This window comes from Streptomyces sp. NPDC006435, from assembly GCF_040612315.1.
Taxonomy (GTDB): Bacteria; Actinomycetota; Actinomycetes; order Streptomycetales; family Streptomycetaceae; genus Streptomyces.
Genome location: NZ_JBEXPY010000006.1, coordinates 202,072 through 220,647 on the forward strand (window position 1 = coordinate 202,072; position 18,576 = coordinate 220,647).

Annotated in this window: 16 protein-coding genes; 5 read left to right on the forward strand and 11 right to left on the reverse strand. The window is 69.8% G+C overall.

What is annotated here, in order from left to right:
• Positions 1-143: 143 nt before the first annotated feature.
• The 4 genes from ABZZ04_RS09930 to clpB form a co-directional block, all read right to left on the reverse strand.
• A complete protein-coding gene (locus tag ABZZ04_RS09930; protein ID WP_356931682.1) occupies positions 144-629 on the reverse strand; it encodes a prevent-host-death family protein in 486 nt (161 codons plus the stop codon).
• Positions 630-938: 309 nt separating this feature from the next.
• The gene (locus tag ABZZ04_RS09935) at positions 939-1,499 is read right to left on the reverse strand and encodes a YbjN domain-containing protein (protein WP_356931683.1); all 561 of its coding nucleotides are present in this window, start codon (positions 1,497-1,499) and stop codon (positions 939-941) included.
• 83 nt (positions 1,500-1,582) lie between these two features.
• Positions 1,583-2,848: an MFS transporter gene (locus ABZZ04_RS09940; RefSeq protein WP_356931684.1), complete on the reverse strand. Its 1,266-nt coding sequence runs from the start codon at positions 2,846-2,848 to the stop codon at positions 1,583-1,585.
• Between the two features lie 424 nt (positions 2,849-3,272).
• The gene (clpB, locus tag ABZZ04_RS09945) at positions 3,273-5,885 is read right to left on the reverse strand and encodes an ATP-dependent chaperone ClpB (RefSeq protein WP_356931685.1); all 2,613 of its coding nucleotides are present in this window, start codon (positions 5,883-5,885) and stop codon (positions 3,273-3,275) included.
• Between the two features lie 387 nt (positions 5,886-6,272).
• Between clpB and ABZZ04_RS09950 the strand changes: the two genes are divergently transcribed.
• The gene (locus tag ABZZ04_RS09950) at positions 6,273-6,677 is read left to right on the forward strand and encodes a TIGR03618 family F420-dependent PPOX class oxidoreductase (RefSeq protein WP_356931686.1); all 405 of its coding nucleotides are present in this window, start codon (positions 6,273-6,275) and stop codon (positions 6,675-6,677) included.
• Between the two features lie 187 nt (positions 6,678-6,864).
• On the opposite strand, the gene ABZZ04_RS09955 is transcribed toward ABZZ04_RS09950, so the two are convergent.
• Both ABZZ04_RS09955 and ABZZ04_RS09960 read right to left on the reverse strand, forming a co-directional pair.
• Positions 6,865-7,185 carry a (2Fe-2S)-binding protein gene (locus ABZZ04_RS09955; protein ID WP_148836352.1) on the reverse strand — a complete coding sequence of 107 codons (321 nt, stop codon included), beginning with the start codon at positions 7,183-7,185 and terminating at the stop codon, positions 6,865-6,867.
• On the reverse strand, positions 7,182-7,511 hold the full coding sequence (locus tag ABZZ04_RS09960; RefSeq protein WP_356931687.1) for a hypothetical protein: 330 nt from the start codon (positions 7,509-7,511) through the stop codon (positions 7,182-7,184). Before ABZZ04_RS09960 ends, ABZZ04_RS09955 begins: the two co-directional genes overlap by 4 nt.
• Before the next feature lie 128 nt (positions 7,512-7,639).
• Between ABZZ04_RS09960 and ABZZ04_RS09965 the strand changes: the two genes are divergently transcribed.
• Positions 7,640-8,629: a helix-turn-helix transcriptional regulator gene (locus ABZZ04_RS09965; RefSeq protein ID WP_356931688.1), complete on the forward strand. Its 990-nt coding sequence runs from the start codon at positions 7,640-7,642 to the stop codon at positions 8,627-8,629.
• Positions 8,630-8,866: 237 nt separating this feature from the next.
• Here the strand turns inward: ABZZ04_RS09965 and ABZZ04_RS09970 are convergent, their stop codons facing one another.
• The 5 genes from ABZZ04_RS09970 to dnaK all read right to left on the reverse strand — a co-directional run bounded on the left by ABZZ04_RS09970 (position 8,867) and on the right by dnaK (position 13,936).
• Complete coding sequence (locus ABZZ04_RS09970) at positions 8,867-9,370, reverse strand: hypothetical protein (RefSeq protein ID WP_356931689.1); 504 nt, start codon at positions 9,368-9,370, stop codon at positions 8,867-8,869.
• 342 nt (positions 9,371-9,712) lie between these two features.
• The gene (locus tag ABZZ04_RS09975) at positions 9,713-10,159 is read right to left on the reverse strand and encodes a helix-turn-helix domain-containing protein (RefSeq protein WP_148836355.1); all 447 of its coding nucleotides are present in this window, start codon (positions 10,157-10,159) and stop codon (positions 9,713-9,715) included.
• Between the two features lies 1 nt (position 10,160).
• Positions 10,161-11,342 carry a molecular chaperone DnaJ gene (gene dnaJ / locus ABZZ04_RS09980; protein ID WP_356931690.1) on the reverse strand — a complete coding sequence of 394 codons (1,182 nt, stop codon included), beginning with the start codon at positions 11,340-11,342 and terminating at the stop codon, positions 10,161-10,163.
• Positions 11,343-11,435: 93 nt separating this feature from the next.
• Entirely contained in the window at positions 11,436-12,086 is a 651-nt protein-coding gene (gene grpE / locus ABZZ04_RS09985) for a nucleotide exchange factor GrpE (protein WP_356931691.1), read from the reverse strand.
• Positions 12,083-13,936 (reverse strand): molecular chaperone DnaK, encoded by a 1,854-nt coding sequence (gene dnaK / locus ABZZ04_RS09990; RefSeq protein WP_148836358.1) that lies wholly within the window; start codon positions 13,934-13,936, stop codon positions 12,083-12,085. The genes grpE and dnaK overlap by 4 nt, the downstream gene beginning before the upstream one ends.
• Positions 13,937-14,301: 365 nt before the next feature.
• Here dnaK and ABZZ04_RS09995 point away from each other — a divergent pair, with 365 nt between their 5' ends.
• From ABZZ04_RS09995 to ABZZ04_RS10005, 3 genes are all read left to right on the forward strand, one after another.
• Positions 14,302-15,027, forward strand: a complete 726-nt coding sequence (locus ABZZ04_RS09995; RefSeq protein WP_356931692.1) for a sugar transferase — start codon at positions 14,302-14,304, stop codon at positions 15,025-15,027.
• Between the two features lie 88 nt (positions 15,028-15,115).
• A complete protein-coding gene (locus tag ABZZ04_RS10000) occupies positions 15,116-17,383 on the forward strand; it encodes a (Fe-S)-binding protein (protein ID WP_356931693.1) in 2,268 nt (755 codons plus the stop codon).
• Positions 17,384-17,566: 183 nt separating this feature from the next.
• Positions 17,567-18,556, forward strand: a complete 990-nt coding sequence (locus ABZZ04_RS10005; RefSeq protein ID WP_356931694.1) for a Yip1 family protein — start codon at positions 17,567-17,569, stop codon at positions 18,554-18,556.
• Positions 18,557-18,576: the final 20 nt, after the last annotated feature.

The window sequence follows — 18,576 nt, forward strand, 5'->3', positions numbered from 1 at the left end:
CCGGAGGGCGTCCAGGCATCGATGCGTACTCGGCAGTGCGACACGGCACAGTTCCTCCCAGCCGGTCACCGCCTCCGTGGTCCCGAAGACGACATTCCACCCGTCGAGGGGCGGAACGCTGACCCGATCCCCTTTCTTCGGGCTCACCCACACACCTCGACCGGGCCGAGGTCATCACCATCGATCGGACGCGACGACTGCCTGAGCTGGTCGGGATCAGCGTTGATGCGAGCCGTGGCGCGCCAGGAGACGATCGCGCGATGCACGGCCTCTCCTGCCCCCAGTTCGGCGGCATCCGACAGCGCTTCAAGGAGCTCGACGGTGAAGGCCCGGACCTCTTCCGCGTCCAGGTGTCGCACCCAGGGGAACACCTCGGGGAGTGCGAGAAGGAGCGACTTGGCGCCGTCGTCCTGCTTCATCAGTGCGAGGAAGAGCCGTGAGGCCGTGGTCAGGTTCTCCTCGGCGTTCTCCGCCTGTACAGCCGTGGTCAGGACCATGTCCGGCGCGTCCCGGTGTGTGACGCGGAGACGCCCCAGGGCGGCCGCTCTGGCCGCGACACCCTTGGGGTTGCGGGAGAGGTCGGTGAAGGAGACGGATTCCGTTTCTGCTTGCAGGCGCACGGTAGACATGATCAGAGATTACTCAGATCGTGATCTGATTTCTAGTGCGGCCTGGCTGTCGGCGCGCCTTCGCCCTCTGCAAGCGGAAGGGTGTGCCGGAAGAGGCGGTGGACCGCCTCAACCGGCTGTAGCAGCCGAGCGGCCCCGCGACGGCCCCACGCGGCGTGCGGGGCCGGAGCGGGTTTCCGGGCACCGGGAAGGGCTGGGGAAAAGGTTCCGGGAAGGGTCGGGGAAGGCGCCGGGAACGCGAGGAGCCCGGTCCGGGCGGTGGTCGCGGGGACCGCCGTCCGGGCCGGGCTCTCGTGGGCCGGGCCGGGCTCAGGCGTCGGGAGCGGCCTGCTCCGTGCCGTCCGCCTTCTCCTCGGCCGGCGTCAGGCCCAGCCGGTCCTTCAGCCACTTGTCGAACTCGATCGAGGCGCGCACCCAGCTGACCGTCGACGAGACGAAGTGCTCCAGGCTGACGCCCGTACCGATGAGCATCTGCGCCTCGCCGATCAGGCGGACCGAGACCTCGGTGTCCTCGGCGCCCTCCTCGGGCTCGTGGGTGTGCGTGTAGACCTTGGGCCACAGGGTGCGGCGGTTCCAGTCGTCGATCGCGTCGAGCAGGACCGGGCGCTGGTCCGCGGCGTGCGGGAAGTCGTAGAACGTACGGACCGAGAAGACCTGCTGCTCGTCCTCGCCGCGGAACATGAAGTACGTGCGGAAGTCCTCCCACGGTGCCGCGAGGTCGCCCTCGTCGTCGACGACGTACTTCAGCTCCATCTGGTCCAGGAGCTGCTTGACGAGGTCCTGGTCAGGAACGACGGGGCCCTCCGGTCCTGCGGCCTGCGGTTCGGGCTGGCCCCCGAAGTTAGGAATCGAGGACGGATCGATAGACATCGCTGGGTACTCCTGTGGATCGCTCGCGGTTTCCTGCCGACGACCCTAGCCGCGTTTCGCCGCCAGGGGGGTCCAGGGTCTTCCTATGCCTTCCCGGGAATCATCTGCGCATCGCCTGCCCGCGCCCGTGACCAGGCGACGGCGGCAAGGATCGCGCAGAGCACCCCGAGAAGTCCGGACGCGCCGATGGTGTTCGCCGACGAGCCGGTCAGCTCCGTCGCGACACCTCCGAGTGCGACGCCGATCCCCTGCATGGCGGTCACCCCCGACCTGGCCAGCCCCAGCGCCTGGCCGCGCTGGTCGACCGGTGTCAGGAGTACGAAGGTGGCTCCGGCGGTGATCTGGTAGGCGGAGCACACCCCGGCCACCATCAGCAGGAACATGGCCGCGCCGACGCCGGGATCGAGCCAGTACGCGACCAGCGGCAGATTCGCACCGATCGCCAGTGGCCCGAGCAGCCGGCGCCGCGACTCGTCGCCGACCCCGGCCCGCCCCAGCAGGGCCGCCCCCAGCACCATTCCCGCCGGATGCGAGGCGAGCAGGAGTCCCACCGAGTACGCGCCACCGCCGGCCTCGTCCGCGAACGGGGCGGCCAGCCCCTCCGGCAGGACGACGAACCCCGCGAGCCACCCCAGCGCGATCAGCGACCGGAGTCTGCGGTCCGACCAGATCAGCCCCGCCGCGCCCCCGACCTGTGCGCCGAGCCGCTTCTTGCGGGCATCGGCACTCGCCGCGGGACGGGCCTTCACACCGAACCTGATCAGCATCGCCGAGAGGAGGAAGGTCAACGCGTTCACGCCCAGCGAGAGGTTGCTGCCCAGCCACGCGGCCAGCAGACCTCCGCCGGCGAAACCGGCCAGCTGTCCGGTCTGGTGGGTGATCTGCATGACCCGCTGGCCGCGTTCGTACCGCTCGGCACCGAGCACGGTGGGCAGCAGCGCGCCCTGGGCGGCGCCGAAGGGCGCCTCGGCCAGCTGCGCCAGCACCAGCAGCCCCGCGAGCAGCGGCAGGGGCATCCCGGGCAGAGCCATCAGCCCGACCAGCACCATCCGCACGAGGTCGCAGCCGATCATGACCGTACGCCGGGGGAACCGGTCCGCCAGGCCGGACAGGAGCACCCCGGACAGCAGCGCGGGCAAGGTCGTCAGCGCATACGTCGCCGCGGTCCACCCCGGCGATTCGGTGCGCTCGAACACGAGCAACGACAGGGCCACGCGCGCCAGCTGATCACCCAGGATCGACTGGGCATAAGCAGCCCAAAGAGTACGGAATTCGCCGAGGTGAAAGAGATTGTCAGATCTGGGCTTTTTGGGCCCCGAATTTATCTCATCGCCTGTCCGCTCGTTCATGCGCGCACGCTACAGACTGCCGAATTCGTCCCCCAACCATGCCTGCGAGCAGGCCACGACGGACGCCGCGAGGTGTCCTGATTATTCGCGCGACACCGGACGGAAGCCGCCCGCGCCCGAACAGAAGTCCCTTATCAGGGGCTGGAGATGCGAGTGGAACGGGGGCGGGGCGGAAGATCCCGCCCATCGGCGCGGAGCAAGGCGTTTGGCTCGATATCGATGTTGAACGATGGATCACCGATGGCGGTGACCGTTTTCGCCTTTCTCCCGAAATCACCTCAATTCCTCGCCCCCTGCCTGGCGGGGGAATGCCGAAGGAATGGGGGCGGGCCCACGGGGGACCGACGGCGCGAACGACGGGCCCCGGTCCGAGAACCGTGCGGTCCTCGGGCCGGGGCCCGTCATCGGCAGGCCGTGCGCCCTCCTACGCGGTCGCGCCCGACGCCCCGCCCGAGGTCGCGGGCCCGACGAGCAGGTCGTCCCCGACCCGGTCCACCCGGACGGTGTCCCCGTCCCTGACCTCGCCCGCGAGGATCTCCTTCGCCAGCCGGTCGCCGATGGACGTCTGGATGAGGCGGCGCAGCGGCCGTGCCCCGTACGCCGGGTCGTTGCCCTCCTCCGCCAGCCAGGCCAGGGCCTCGGGCGTGACGTCGAGGGTGAGCCGGCGATCGGCCAGCCGCTTGGCGAGCCGGTCGATCTGGAGCCGCGCGATGTGCCCCAGCTCGTCGCCGGACAGCGCGGAGAAGACCACCAGGTCGTCGAGCCGGTTGAGGAACTCCGGCTTGAACGAGCCCCGCACGATCTCCAGGACCTGCGCCTTCTTCTCCTCGGGCTTGGTCAGGGGGTCGACCAGGAACTGGCTGCCGAGGTTGGAGGTCAGGATCAGGATGGTGTTGCGGAAGTCCACCGTCCGGCCCTGCCCGTCGGTGAGCCGGCCGTCGTCGAGGACCTGGAGCAGGATGTCGAAGACCTCGGGGTGGGCCTTCTCGACCTCGTCCAGCAGCACGACGCTGTACGGGCGGCGGCGGACCGCCTCGGTGAGCTGGCCGCCCTCCTCGTAGCCGACGTATCCGGGCGGGGCGCCGACCAGCCGCGCCACGCTGTGCTTCTCGCCGTACTCGCTCATGTCGATGCGGACCATGGCCCGCTCGTCGTCGAACAGGAAGTCGGCGAGCGCCTTCGCCAGCTCCGTCTTGCCGACCCCGGTCGGGCCGAGGAAGAGGAACGATCCGGTGGGCCGGTCGGGGTCGGCGATCCCGGCGCGGGTGCGACGCACCGCGTCCGACACCGCCCGCACCGCCTCCGCCTGTCCGATGAGCCGCTTGCCGAGCTCGTCCTCCATGCGCAGCAGCTTCTGGGTCTCGCCCTCCAGCAGGCGTCCGGCCGGGATGCCGGTCCAGGAGCCGACGACGTCGGCGATGTCGTCCGGGCCGACCTCCTCCTTGACCATCGTGTCCTTCGCGGCCTCCTGCTCGGCCTCGCTGGCCTCCGCGAGCTCCCGCTCCAGGCCGGGAATCTCCCCGTAGAGCAGCTTGGACGCGGTGTCGAAGTCGCCGTCGCGCTGGGCTCGCTCGGCCTGGCCGTGCAGCCCGTCGAGGCGCTCCTTCAGCTCACCGACGCGGTTGAGGCCCTGCTTCTCCTTCTCCCAGCGGGCGTTGAGGCCGCGCAGCTCCTCCTCCTTGTCGGCGAGGTCGCGGCGGAGCCGCTCCAGGCGCTCCCTGGAGCCCGGGTCGGTCTCGTTCTTGAGCGCCAGCTCCTCCATGTGGAGGCGGTCGACGGCGCGCTGGAGCTCGTCGATCTCGACGGGCGAGGAGTCGATCTCCATGCGCAGCCGGGACGCAGCCTCGTCGACCAGGTCGATGGCCTTGTCGGGCAGGAAGCGGGAGGTGATGTAGCGGTCGGACAGGGTCGCGGCGGCCACCAGCGCGGAGTCCGCGATGGAGACCTTGTGGTGCGCCTCGTACCGGCCCTTGAGCCCGCGCAGGATCGCGATGGTGTCCTCGACGCTCGGCTCGGCCACCAGCACCTGCTGGAAGCGGCGCTCCAGGGCCGGGTCCTTCTCGATGCGCTCGCGGTACTCGTCGAGCGTCGTCGCGCCGACCATCCGCAGCTCGCCGCGGGCCAGCATCGGCTTGAGCATGTTGCCGGCGTCCATGGCGGAGTCGCCCCCGGCGCCCGCGCCCACGACGGTGTGCAGCTCGTCGATGAAGGTGATGATCTGCCCGTCGCTCTCCTTGATCTCGGAGAGGACGGTCTTCAGCCGCTCCTCGAACTCGCCGCGGTACTTGGCGCCCGCGACCATCGCGCCGAGGTCGAGCGAGACGAGCCGCTTGTTCTTCAGGGACTCGGGGACGTCGCCCTTGACGATGCGCTGGGCGAGGCCCTCGACGACGGCGGTCTTGCCGACGCCGGGCTCACCGATGAGCACCGGGTTGTTCTTGGTGCGGCGGGACAGGACCTGGACGACCCGGCGGATCTCCTGGTCGCGGCCGATGACCGGGTCGAGCTTGCCCTCGCGCGCGGCCGCCGTGAAGTCCGTGCCGAACTTCTCCAGCGCCTTGTACTGGCCCTCCGGGTCGGGTGTGGTCACCCGGCGTCCTCCCCTGCTCTTCTCGAATGCGTCCAGCAGCCTCTTCGCACTGGCGCCCTGCCCGCCGAGGATCTCACCGGCGCGGCCGCCCTCGGCGGCGATGCCGATCAGCAGGTGCTCGGTGGAGAGGTAGTCGTCGCCGAGCTCCTTCGCGCGTCGCGCGGCGTCCGCGATGACGGCGAGCAGCTCGCGGTTGGGCTGCGGCGGGGCGACCGTCGAGCCCGTGACGCTGGGCTCCGCGCCCAGGAGTCGTTCGGTCTCGGTGCGTACGGCGATCTGGTCGGCCTCGACGGCGGCGAGCAGATCGGTGATGTTCTCGTTGTCCTCGCCCGCGAGCAGCGCGAGCAGCAGGTGCCCGGGGGTCAGATCGGGGTGCCCGTCCTTCACGGCCCTGTTGGTGGCCGCGTTGATGGCGTCCCGGCTCTTGTTGGTCAGCTCGGCGTCCACGTGCGCTTTCTCCTCCTTGCGGTGACTGCCCTCTCCACAACACTGACTTAGTCAACGTGCACAAAGTTGAGTCTACCTCACTCATGGCAATGTTGAGTCCACTCCGCTCAACTTGTTGCCGCCCTCCCGTACCGCCCTCCCCTCGTCCGGCACCCGCCCCCGCGCCCCGGCCCGACATGTCGAGTGAACCGGCCGACCCGCCCCTCCGCCACCGCAGCGGAACCCGGCGCCCGGGACCGGAGCGGGGACCGGGCGGGCAAAGCCGGAGCCGGGCGAGGGGAGGGCGGGGGCGAGGGCGAGGGGAGGGCGGGGGCGAGGGCGGGGGCGAGGGGAGGGCGGGGGCAGGGGCGGGGGCAGGGCCGCGAGCGCACTGCCTACGCTGTCCCCATGGCAGTCGACGTGACGAACCCCGGCCCCGAATACCTCGCCTTCTGGCGCGCGCGGCACGTGTGCACCCTGACCACGCCCCGCCCCGACGGCACTCCGCACGTGGTGCCGGTGGGCGTGACGTACGACCCGGAGACCCGGCTGGCGCGGGTCATCACCGGCAGGAACACCCGCAAGGCCACCAACGTCCTGGCCGCCGGGCCGGAGGGGGCACGGGTCGCCGTCTGCCAGATCGACGGGCGCCACTGGGCGACGCTGGAGGGGCGTGCGACGGTGCGCACGGAACCGGAGGCGGTGGCCGACGCCGTACGCCGCTACACGGAACGCTACGGGCGCACGCCGCGGCCGAACCCGGACCGGATCGTCATAGAGATCGCCGTGGACCGGGCGCTCGGCAGGGCCTGACCGCCCCCGCCCGACAGGATCCGGCCCGTCCGACCGGATCCGGCCCGTCCGACCGGGCCGGCCGGGCACCTCGGGCACCCGGCAGGAAAAGCGCACGGGAAAAGCACAACGGCGCCATCGTGTTCAGGTCACGATGGCGCCGTTGTGTGGGGGAGTGACTGAGCGACATGGAACGACGGGGGATCGCTCAGGCACTGCGGGGGGTGGCGGAAATAGTCTCTGGCTCGAACAGCTGGTGGTCACGCCGGTCGAGGTTGACGAAGATCATGTCGTACCGGATCGCGCAGCGGACGGGCTGCGGAGCTCCACGCGGCTTGCGGAGGCACCGGTAGGCGCGTACTTCGTCGTCTTCTTCACGTGCAACAACGATGGGGTCGCCGAACAGAGTGACCATCAGCGAGTCGCCACGGCGGGGAAGGGCTGTGACGAGATCGATGAAATGCCAGCCTGATCGGTAGGCCGTAGCCATCTCACGCCGGAAGGTCCGGTCGTCCGGCGGGATGGTCATGCGCTTGTGCGGGCCGTGGCGGAGCCGGTGCCGGTGGGCGAGACCCAACCGATGTCGGTGGGCGAGACCCAGCCGATGTCGGTGGGCGAGACCCAGCCGATGTCACCCTCGGCCGAGGCCTGGACGACCCACCCGATGTCGGACGACTTGGCGGGCGCGACCGGCCAACCGATGTCACCGTCGGCTGCGGCCTGGACGGCCCACCCGATGTCGCCACCGGCAACGCTGTCCTCGCTCCAGCCAATGTCGCTGCCGCCCACCAGCCCGACCCCCAGGGCCGCGACGAACGAGACGGCAAGCGCCGAGCGATGCACTCGCTTATACATAGTCGGCTTCGTCCTCACTTGTGGATTCTTCTCCCCCGCACCTAAGACGATGTCTCACCTGGGCACGCAAGCACCACCGCGTAGATGCATCATGTTCTTGCATGTGCAAGAACCTGGGGGGTGACGATATGACCATAAGCAACGCAAATCCGACACATTCTCATGGGATCACCGAACTGTGCGACGCGGGAGCACGGCTTTACACCAGTGCTTTGCGGCTGGGACGCATCGCTCGCGCCGAAGTAGGGCCGGCGCCCTGCCTGATGGAATTCGCGCTGTTGCATCCCGATCCGGACGACCCGGCCTGGCTCCGGCCCGTTCCGCCGTCCACCGCCCTTGCGCAACATCTGCACCCCATCGAGCGCGAGATCCTGGAACGCCGTCGGCACTCGGTCGAGCTGACGGAATCGTTCGAGCCGTTCATGGACATCAGCACCCTGGGACCACCGACCACGCACGCCATCACCGTGCTGGAGGGTGTGAACCGGATCAACGCCGCCCTGGATCTCGCCACCGCAGAGTGCCGCACCGAAGTGCTCACCGTCCAGCCCGGCGGAGGCCGCAGCGAGGACCGTCTCAGCAAGTCGCTGGAGCGCGGCCTGTCCGTCGTCCACCGCGGCATCGGCATCCGCACCCTCTACCAGCACACCGCGCGCCACAGCCCCAGCACGCTCGCGTACGCGGAACGCATGGCCGACGACAACATGGAGATACGCACCCTCGAAGAGCTCATCGGCCGTCTGATCGTGTTCGACCGGACCGTCGCCTTCATCCCGGCCAGCGACGACGACCAGGTCGCCCTGGAACTCCGTCATCCCGGGCTGGTCGAGTACCTGGCCAACGTGTTCGAGCAGCTGTGGACCAGAGCGGCTCCCCTGCGCGAGGAGGTCAAGTACGAACCGACCTCCCTGGGCATCAGCGGGGTGCAGCGCTCCATCGCCCAACTCCTCGTGGAGGGGCACGTGGACGACTCCATCGCCCGCCGCCTCGGCATGAACGTCCGCACCTGCCGGGCCCACGTCGCCAAGCTCGCCGCCGCCCTCGGCAGCAACAGCCGGGCCCAGCTCGGCTATCTGATAGCCCGGTCGGGAATCCTGGAGGAAGAGGGACAGGGCTGACCGGGCCGCGCCCGCGGCACGACGGAGAACGCCCGGGACGGCGGACCGGACCGGGCGGCGGGACGAACCCGCCCCGCGGGCCCGCACATCACCCGTTCCGGCCCCACGGGGCCCGTGCATCGCCCGCTCCGGCCCCGTGTGCCCGCCGGCAGCCCGTTTCCCGCCGCCTGCCGCCCCGGGGGAGGCGGCGGTTCCCGCTCGACGCGCCCCACGGGCCCCACGGGCTCCCACGGGCCCTCACGCCTTCTTCGCGTCCCCGCCCCACTCCGCCAGCAGCCTCTCGCGCTCCGCGCGCTGAGGGGTGCCGTCCTGGTGGTCGCGCCCCCAGGCGAACAGGGCGGCGGGGGTGGCCCGGCCGTCGGCGAAGGCTTCGAGGAGGGCACTCGACAGGCCGAACTCCTCGGTGCCGTAGGAGAGGGCGGCAGCGAAGGCGGTCAACTTCACTTTTCCCTGCGGGGTTTCGAAGTGCACGAACATCGCGGGGCCGTCGTCGACCCCGCCCAGCGCCGATGTGATCACCATGTCCAGGAGAATTCCGGCCGTCTTCCCCACCGTGGAACGCACGGGCGCGGCAAGGACTTCGATGTTCCGGACGTCCTCCCACGCCCACTGGCCGCTCTGCTCCTCGCCGATCCCCGTCAGCCCCTCCTCGGTGACCAGGACACCGGCGTGGGGCTCGTTCGGCGGGGCGCCTATGTGGACCGTCGATCCGGTGATCCAGAAGAGGCCGACCATGGACATGCGTGACTCCCGACTCCGCCGCCGGACCGCACGGGTCCGGCGCCGGTGGTGGACGAAAGAAGGCGCCGACGGGCCCCTGCCCATTGTGGCGAGGCACGATCGGATCAGTGATCCGATTTCGGTCGAACATCCCGACAACACCTGTGCCGACCGCCCGTACCGGCCACCTGTGCCGACCGCCCGTACCGGCCGCTCTCACCGGTCACCACGACCACCGCGCCCCCGCAGCAGGGGACCGGGACACGCCGAAGGGGCGGGGAACGAACCGTGGTTCGTTCCCCGCCCCTTCGCCCGTCGGGACCGGCCCGGCGCCCGGTGTGCGGCGCCGGGCCGTCCCCCGGTTCAGTCCTTGGACCGCTTCGGCCGCCAGACCACCAGTGCGCTGGTCTGCTGCACGTCCTGGTACGGCACCAGGTCGCGCCGGTACGAGGCGTGCACCTGCGCCTCGCGCTGCTGCATCGCCTGCGCCGCGCCGTCCACGGCCGCCGAGAGCTCGGCGACGCGCTGCTGGAGCGCGGCGACCTGGTTCTCCAGCTCGATGATGCGCTTGATGCCGGCGAGGTTGATGCCCTCGTCCTGCGACAGCTGCTGCACGGTGCGCAGCAGCTCGATGTCGCGGGCCGAGTAGCGCCTGCCGCGCCCGGCCGTGCGGTCCGGCGAGACCAGGCCCAACCGGTCGTACTGGCGCAGTGTCTGTGGATGGAGACCCGAGAGCTGGGCCGCGATCGAGATCACGTACACCGGTGTCTCATCGGTCAGTTCGTACGGATTGCGTCGTCGGCCGTCCACCTCAAGCTCCCTTCGCCGCCTGGAACAGTGCCGCCCGCGGGTCGTGGCCCGCGGTCGCCTTGCGGTAGGCCTCCAGGGCTTCCCTGGCCTCGTCGCCGAGGTCCTTGGGCACCGCCACCTCGACGGTGACCAGCAGGTCGCCCCGGGTGCCGTCCTTGCGCACGGCACCCTTGCCCCGAGCACGCATCGTGCGCCCGTTGGGCGTGCCGGCCGGCAGCTTCAGCGTGACCGGGGGCCCGCCGAGCGTGGGGACCTTCACCTCGCCGCCGAGCGCCGCCTCCGTGAAGTCGACGGGCACGGTGACCGTGAGGTTGTCGTCCCTGCGGCCGAAGACCGGGTGGGCGTCGACGTGGACGACGACGTACAGGTCGCCGGCCGGGCCGCCCCGCTCGCCCGGTCCGCCCTTGCCGCGCAGCCGGATCCGCTGGCCGTCCGAGACGCCCGCCGGGATCCTGACCTGCATGGTCCGGGAGGACTTCGCCCGCCCGCTGCCCTTGCAGACGTCGCAGGGGTCCTGGGCGATCAGGCCCCGGCCCTTGCAGTCCACGCAGGGGTCGGTGAGCGAGAAGCCGCCGCCGGTGCCGCGCGACACCTGGCCGGTGCCGAGACAGGTCTGGCAGACCCTGGGGGTGCCGTTCTTGTCACCGGTGCCGGAACACGCCTTGCAGGGCGCCTGGCTGGACATCCGCAGCGGGACCGTGGCCCCCTCGACCGCCTCGATGAAGCTGAGCGTCACCTCGGACTCGATGTCCTGGCCGCGCCGCGGCTGGACCCTCGTCCCCGTACCGCCCCGGTTGAACAGGCCGCCGAAGACATCGCCCAGACCGCCGCCGCCGAATCCGCCGGTGCCGCCCTGGCCACCGCCCTGGGAGCCCCCGAAGAGGTCGCCCAGGTCGAAGTTGAAGTTGCCCCCGGCACCCCCGGGTCCGGCCCTGAAGCCGCCGTTGCCGAAGAGGGCGCGCGCCTCGTCGTACTCCTTGCGCTTCTTGGCGTCGCCGAGGACGTCGTTCGCCTCGGAGATCTCCTTGAAGCGCTCCTCCGCCTTGTCGTCGCCCTTGTTGGCGTCCGGGTGGAACTCGCGGGCGAGCTTCCGGTACGCCTTCTTGATCTCGGCGTCGGTGGCGTCCTTGGGGACGCCGAGGACCTTGTAGTAGTCCTTCTCGACGAAGTCCTTCGTGCTCATCGACGTCCCTCCTTCCGGACGATCGGCCGTGCGGCCGGCCCGTGGGCCTTCCGCACGGCCGGGCGGTGGGCCGCGAGGTGGTCAGACGGTTTGTCAGACCTCCTCGGTGCCACCGCTCTCCTCGTCGGTTGCCTTCTCTTCCTTGGCCGCGGCCGGGGTCGCACCCGGCTGCGGTTCGGCCACCGCCACCCGCGCGGGGCGGATGGTGCGCTCGCCGATCCGATACCCCGGCTGCAGGATCGCCACGCAGGTCGTCTCCGTGACGTCCGGCGCGTACGAGTGCATCAGGGCCTCGTGGATCGTCGGGTCGAAGGGCTCGCCCTCCTTGCCGAACTGCTGCAGGCCCAGCTTGGCGACGACCGTCTCCAGGGACTCGGCCACCGACTTGAACCCGCCCACGAGCTCGCCGTGTTCCCTGGCCCGGCCGACGTCGTCGAGCACGGGCAGGAGCTCGGAGAGGAGACCCGCGACTGCGATCTCCTTGACCGTGGTCCGGTCCCGCTCGACGCGACGGCGGTAGTTCTGGTACTCGGCCTGGAGCCGCTGGAGGTCGCCGGTGCGCTCGTTGAGCGCGCTGCGCGCCTGGTCCAGCTGGGCCGTCAGGCCGACGTTCTGTGCTGCGTCCCCGGCCGGGGACGCCTCCTTCTCCGAGGAGGAGGGGGCGTCCTTCGGCTCAGCTCCGTCAGGGGTGGCGTCGGAGGGGACGTCGGGCTTCTCCTCGAAGCCCGGAGTCTCCTCGGTCACACCGCACCGCCCTTGGTGTCCTTCTCGTCGTCCACGATCTCGGCGTCGACGACGTCGTCATCGGCCTTGGCCTGCTGGGCACCCGCCTGCGGGGCGTCCTGCGGGGCACCGTCGGCCTGGGCGTTGGCGTACATCGCCTGGCCGAGCTTCTGGGAGACGGCCGCGACCTTCTCGGTGGCGGTACGGATCTCGGCGGTGTCCTCGCCCTTGAGCTTCTCCTTCAGCTCGGTGAGCGCGGTCTCCACCTCCGTCTTCACGTCGCCGGGGACCTTGTCCTCGTTGTCCTTGAGGAACTTCTCCGTCTGGTAGACGAGCTGCTCGCCCTGGTTGCGGGACTCGGCGGCCTCGCGGCGGGCGTGGTCCTCCTCCGCGTACTTCTCGGCCTCCTCGCGCATCCGGTTGACCTCGTCCTTCGGCAGCGAGGAGCCGCCGGTGACGGTCATCTTCTGCTCCTTGCCGGTACCGAGGTCCTTCGCGGCCACGTGCATGATGCCGTTGGCGTCGATGTCGAAGGCGACCTCGATCTGCGGGACGCCGCGCGGGGCCGGCGGCAGACCGGTCAGCTCGAACATGCCGAGCTTCTTGTTGTACGCCGCGATCTCGCGCTCGCCCTGGTAGACCTGGATCTGCACGGACGGCTGGTTGTCCTCGGCCGTCGTGAAGATCTCGGACCGCTTGGTCGGGATCGTGGTGTTGCGCTCGATGAGCTTGGTCATGATGCCGCCCTTGGTCTCGATGCCGAGGGACAGCGGGGTGACGTCGAGGAGCAGGACGTCCTTGACCTCGCCCTTGAGGACACCGGCCTGGAGCGAGGCGCCGATGGCGACGACCTCGTCCGGGTTCACGCCCTTGTTGGCCTCCTGGCCACCGGTCAGCTCCTTGACGAGCTCGGCGACGGCCGGCATACGGGTCGAGCCACCGACGAGAACGACGTGGTCGATCTCGGAGAGCTGGATGCCCGCGTCCTTGACGACGTTGTGGAACGGGGTCTTGCACCGCTCCAGCAGGTCCGCGGTCAGCTGCTGGAACTGCGAGCGCGTGAGCTTCTCGTCCAGGTGCAGCGGGCCCTCGGCGGAGGCCGTGATGTAGGGCAGGTTGATCGTGGTCTCGGTCGAGGACGAGAGCTCGATCTTCGCCTTCTCGGCGGCCTCGCGCAGACGCTGGAGGGCCATCTTGTCCTTGGACAGGTCCACGCCGTGCCCGTTGGCGAACTGCTTCACCAGGTAGTCGACGACGCGCTGGTCCCAGTCGTCACCACCGAGGTGGTTGTCACCGTTGGTGGCCTTCACCTCGACGACGCCGTCACCGATCTCCAGGAGCGACACGTCGAAGGTGCCGCCACCGAGGTCGAAGACGAGGATCGTCTGGTCGTCCTTGTCGAGCCCGTACGCCAGCGCGGCGGCGGTCGGCTCGTTGACGATGCGCAGGACGTTCAGGCCCGCGATCTCGCCGGCCTCCTTGGTGGCCTGGCGCTCGGAGTCGTTGAAGTACGCGGGGACGGTGATGACCGCGTCGGTCACCTTCTCGCCCAGGTACGACTCGGCGTCCCGCTTCAGCTTCTGCAGGATGAAGGCGCTCATCTGCTGCGGGTTGAAGTTCTTGCCGTCGAGCTCGATCTTCCAGTCCGTGCCCATGTGGCGCTTGACCGAACGGATCGTCCTGTCGACGTTCGTGACCGCCTGGCGCTTGGCGACCTCTCCGACGAGAACCTCGCCGTTCTTCGCGAAGGCGACGACGGACGGCGTGGTCCTGGCGCCCTCTGCGTTGGTGATGACGGTGGGCTCGCCGCCTTCGAGAACGCTGACGACGGAGTTAGTCGTGCCCAGGTCGATGCCGACCGCACGTGCCATTTCAGTTCCTCCAGCTTGACTACTTGAGTGGATCTGACTCAAGGATGCACGACCCCCGCCACACTGTCAACAGACCTGAGTCGAGTCGACTCAACTATCGTGCACGCGCCTCGCGCCATCCACGCACTCCCGACCCCGTACCCCTCGCACCCCCGCACCCACACCCCCGCACCTCCACCCTCACAACGGCGCATACGGGGCGATCGCGGACGACACTCCCCCGTCCCCCGGGCGGCGCAACCCCTTCTCATCATCGGCCCATGGGATCGTTCTGTCACAAAATGCTGTGAGCCACGCAAAACCGGCAATCGATCCGCCGTGACCCCCGCCCCCGACAGGGCCGTGACCCCAGGCAGGTGCGAACGATGCAGACGCAGAGGCAGAGGCGACCGCGGGGACGGCGGTGGACACGGGCAGGGGCGGGAGCGGAGGGGACAGAAGCACCGTCCCGGCCGGGACGGCGGCGGGAGCGCCCCTCGGCCAAGCGCGTACTGGACCTGACCCTCGGCTCGGTCCTGCTGGTCCTGGCCGCACCCCTGCTCGCCGCGGGCGCCCTCGCGCTCGCCGCCCGCCGGCCCCCGGGCGGCGTACTGGACCGCTCGCCCCGGACCGGCCCCGGCGGTCGCGTCTTCGTCCTGTACTCGCTGCGCACCCGGCGGCTGCGACTGGACACGCTCTCCCGGCTGCCGCACGTCGTGCGGGGCGACCTCTCCCTGGTCGGCCCCGAACCCCTGCCCCCGCACCAGGGGGACGGGTCACCCGTACAGGGCGGAACCTGCACCCCGGGTCCCGGCGGATCCCCCGCCGCGAGACACTGGCGGCAGGAACTGAAACCGGGCCTCACCGGCCTGGCGCAGGTGCGCTCCCGCTCCGGAATGCCCTGGGACGAGCCGGACCTGCTCGACCAGCACTACGCCGAGCATCACCACGTGGGAATGGACCTGGCCATTCTGGCGAGGGCCGCCCACGCCCCGCTGCACCGGACGGTCCGAGCACTGACCCGGCGCGGCAAGGCACGCCTGAGCGACACAGATCACCGCCGGTGCGGCTACAGCCCACCGGAAGAAGTGGATAGTGTCAGCACGGACTGATTAAGTTACTGCTTAGTAAGACCAGATAATTGCCAGTACTCGCTCATTGACACTGGATTCCACCCTCGCAGGCCCGAGGAGCCCCCAAATGCAACTCGCCGCGATCATCGTGTCGCTGGTTCTGATCGTGGTAGGCGTGGCACTGTTCCTCCGCGCCCTCCTGCAGATCTTCAACTTCATGCGGCTCGGCCAGAACGTGCCCGCGGGCACCCGCACGGACGAGCCCGCACAGCGCACCGTCACCGTGGTCAGGGAGTTCCTCGGCCACACCCGGATGAACAGCTGGGGCGTCGTCGGTGTCGCGCACTGGTTCGTGGCGGTGGGCTTCTTCTCGCTGCTGCTGACGATCGTCAACGCCATCGGCCAGCTCTTCAAGGCCGACTGGATCCTGCCGATCATCGGCGACTGGGCGCCGTACAACGTCTTCGTCGAGTTCATCGGCACCATGACCGTGCTCGGCATCCTGACCCTGATCGTCATCCGCCAGCTGGCCCATCCGCGCAAGCCGGGCCGCAAGTCCCGCTTCGCCGGGTCCAACTTCGGCCAGGCGTACTTCGTCGAGGCCGTCATCCTCATCGTCGGCGTCTGCATCTTCATGCTGCACGCCCTCGAAGGCGCCCAGCACCACGTCGACAGCTACGAGGCCTCGTTCTTCATCTCGTACCCGGTCGTCAGCTGGCTGGGGGACATGGACGTCTCCACCCTCCAGAACCTCACCTACTTCTTCGCCGGCCTGAAGATCGCGACCTCCTTCATCTGGATGATCACGGTCGCCCTGAAGCAGGACATGGGTGTCGCCTGGCACCGCTTCCTGGCCTTCCCGAACATCTGGTTCAAGCGGAACGCCGACGGCGGGACCGCGCTCGGCGCGCTGCTCCCGATGACCTCGGGCGGCAAGGAGATCGACTGGGAGGACCCGGCCGAGGACGCCGTCTTCGGTGTCCCGCAGATCGAGCAGTTCTCCTGGAAGGGCCTCCTCGACTTCTCCACCTGCACCGAGTGCGGCCGCTGCCAGTCGCAGTGCCCCGCCTGGAACACCGGCAAGCCGCTCTCCCCCAAGCTCCTGATCATGTCGCTGCGCGACCACGCGCACGCCAAGGCCCCGTACCTGCTGGCCGGCGGCGGCAAGACCATGGAGGGCGAGGAGAAGGCCACCGAGGAGCAGCTCAAGGACGTCCCCGCGGCCGCCCTGGCCGAGGCCGAGCGCCCGCTGATCGGCACCGTCGAGGAGAACGGCGTCATCGACCCGGACGTCCTGTGGTCCTGCACCACCTGCGGCGCCTGCGTCGAGCAGTGCCCGGTCGACATCGAGCACATCGACCACATCGTCGACATGCGCCGCTACCAGGTGATGATCGAGTCCGCGTTCCCGTCCGAGGCGGGCACGATGCTCAAGAACCTGGAGAAGAAGGGCAACCCCTGGGGCCTCGCCAAGAAGCAGCGCGTGGAGTGGACCAAGGAGGTCGACTTCGAGGTCCCGATCGTCGGCAAGGACGTCGAGGACCTCACCGAGGTCGACTACCTCTACTGGGTCGGCTGCGCCGGCGCCCTGGAGGACCGGGCCAAGAAGACCACCAAGGCCTTCGCGGAGCTCCTGCACATCGCGGGCGTCAAGTTCGCGATCATGGGCGGCGACGAGAAGTGCACCGGTGACTCGGCCCGCCGCCTCGGCAACGAGCCGCTGTTCCAGCAGCTCGGCCAGGAGAACGTCGCGATGCTGAACATGGCGTTCGGCGAGGACGACGAGGACGACTCCACGAAGAAGGCCAAGTCGGCCAAGAAGATCGTCGCGACCTGCCCGCACTGCTTCAACACCATCGCCAACGAGTACCCGCAGCTCGGCGGCGAGTTCGAGGTCATCCACCACACCCAGCTGCTCCAGCACCTCATCGACGAGGGCAAGCTGATCCCGGTGACCCCGGTCGAGGGCCTGATCACGTACCACGACCCCTGCTACCTGGGCCGTCACAACAAGATCTACACCCCGCCGCGCGAGATCATGGACAAGGTCCCCGGTCTGCGCCAGCAGGAGATGCACCGCCACAAGGAGCGCGGCTTCTGCTGCGGCGCCGGCGGCGCCCGGATGTGGATGGAGGAGCGGATCGGCAAGCGCATCAACAACGAGCGCGTCGACGAGGCCCTCTCCCTCAACCCCGACATCGTCTCCACCGCCTGCCCGTTCTGCCTCGTCATGCTGACCGACTCGGTCAACGGCAAGAAGAACGACGGCAAGGCCAAGGAATCGATCCAGGTCGTCGACGTCTCGCAGCTCCTGCTGGACTCGGTCAAGACCCCGGTCGACCCGGCCGGGGAGGCCGAGGCGGAGGACGCTCCGGAGCCCGAACCGGCGAAGTGACCCGACCGCGGTACGCGTGAAGCGGCCGGCCCGCCACCCGGCGGACCGGCCGCTTCCGCGTTCCGGCAACCCCCGCCGGGGCGCCCGGGGTTCCCCCTAGGGGATGTCACAGCTCGGCCGCAATGGCGGGCAGTGGCCCCAGGCCCTCTGACCGCACCCGCGCGGACCAGGTACGTTCGACGAGTGGCTGGATTCAGGATCGGACGCGGCCGGGACAACCGCACCCCGCAGCAAGGGCAACAACAACCGCGGCAGCAGCCGTACGGCACGCAGGCACCACCGCCGTACGGGCAGCAGCCCTGGCCTCCGGCAGGAGGCAACGCCGCCCCGCCCCCGTACAACAACGGCGCCCCGGGCAACGGCGGCTACGGCAACCACGGGAACGGCTATCCCGGCGCTCCTCAGCCCGGTCACGGCCAGGGCGGTCACGGCCAGGGCGGCCACGGGGAGCCGGAGTACTTCGGCGACCCGTACAACCCGCCCCAGCACCCCCACGGCGCCCCCCGGCAGGACGACCCCTTCGCCGCCGACGCCCCCGGTCACACCCGGGCGTTCAGCATCGGTGAGGACCCCTACAACTACAACGACGGCGACACCTACCGCGCCGGCCAGGCACCCGCCCAGCCCACGGGCCCGCGGCTGCCCTGGAAGGAACTGCTCTCCGGGATCGTGCTGCGCCCGGGGCCGACGTTCCTGCAGATGCGCGACTACCCCGTCTGGGGCCCGGCGCTGATCGTCACGTTCCTGTACGGCCTGCTCGCCCTCTTCGGCTTCGACCAGGCCCGGGACGACGCGATCAACGCGACGATCTCCTCGGCGGTGCCCTACGTCGTCCTCACGGGCGTCGGCTTCGTCATCGGCGGTCTGGTCATGGGCGCGGTCACCCACACGCTCGCCCGCCAGCTGGGCGGTGACGGCGCCTGGCAGCCGACCGTGGGCCTGTCCATGCTGATCATGTCGATCACGGACGCGCCCCGGCTGATCTTCGCGCTCTTCCTCGGCGGCGAGAACTCCCTGGTCCAGATCCTCGGCTGGGTCACCTGGCTGGCCTCGGCCGCGCTGTTCACCACGATGGTGAGCAAGTCGCACGACCTGCCGTGGCCGAAGGCGCTGGGCGCGTCCGCGATCCAGCTGATCGCCCTGCTGTCGATCCTCAAGCTCGGCACGCTCTGACGCACGCGGCCACCACCGCA

Excerpts from the sequence above, each read along its gene's own strand:
- ABZZ04_RS09960 (WP_356931687.1), bottom strand. The coding sequence starts at position 7,511 with ATGTATAAGCGAGTGCATCGCTCGGCGCTTGCCGTCTCGTTCGTCGCG.
- ABZZ04_RS09950 (WP_356931686.1), top strand. The coding sequence starts at position 6,273 with ATGGCAGTCGACGTGACGAACCCCGGCCCCGAATACCTCGCCTTCTGG.
- ABZZ04_RS09940 (WP_356931684.1), bottom strand. The coding sequence starts at position 2,848 with ATGAACGAGCGGACAGGCGATGAGATAAATTCGGGGCCCAAAAAGCCC.
- dnaK (WP_148836358.1), bottom strand. The coding sequence starts at position 13,936 with ATGGCACGTGCGGTCGGCATCGACCTGGGCACGACTAACTCCGTCGTC.
- ABZZ04_RS10000 (WP_356931693.1), top strand. The coding sequence starts at position 15,116 with ATGCAACTCGCCGCGATCATCGTGTCGCTGGTTCTGATCGTGGTAGGC.
- ABZZ04_RS09970 (WP_356931689.1), bottom strand. The coding sequence starts at position 9,370 with ATGTCCATGGTCGGCCTCTTCTGGATCACCGGATCGACGGTCCACATA.
- ABZZ04_RS09930 (WP_356931682.1), bottom strand. The coding sequence starts at position 629 with ATGTCTACCGTGCGCCTGCAAGCAGAAACGGAATCCGTCTCCTTCACC.
- ABZZ04_RS09955 (WP_148836352.1), bottom strand. The coding sequence starts at position 7,185 with ATGACCATCCCGCCGGACGACCGGACCTTCCGGCGTGAGATGGCTACG.
- dnaJ (WP_356931690.1), bottom strand. The coding sequence starts at position 11,342 with ATGAGCACGAAGGACTTCGTCGAGAAGGACTACTACAAGGTCCTCGGC.
- ABZZ04_RS09995 (WP_356931692.1), top strand. The coding sequence starts at position 14,302 with ATGCAGACGCAGAGGCAGAGGCGACCGCGGGGACGGCGGTGGACACGG.
- ABZZ04_RS09935 (WP_356931683.1), bottom strand. The coding sequence starts at position 1,499 with ATGTCTATCGATCCGTCCTCGATTCCTAACTTCGGGGGCCAGCCCGAA.
- ABZZ04_RS09965 (WP_356931688.1), top strand. The coding sequence starts at position 7,640 with ATGACCATAAGCAACGCAAATCCGACACATTCTCATGGGATCACCGAA.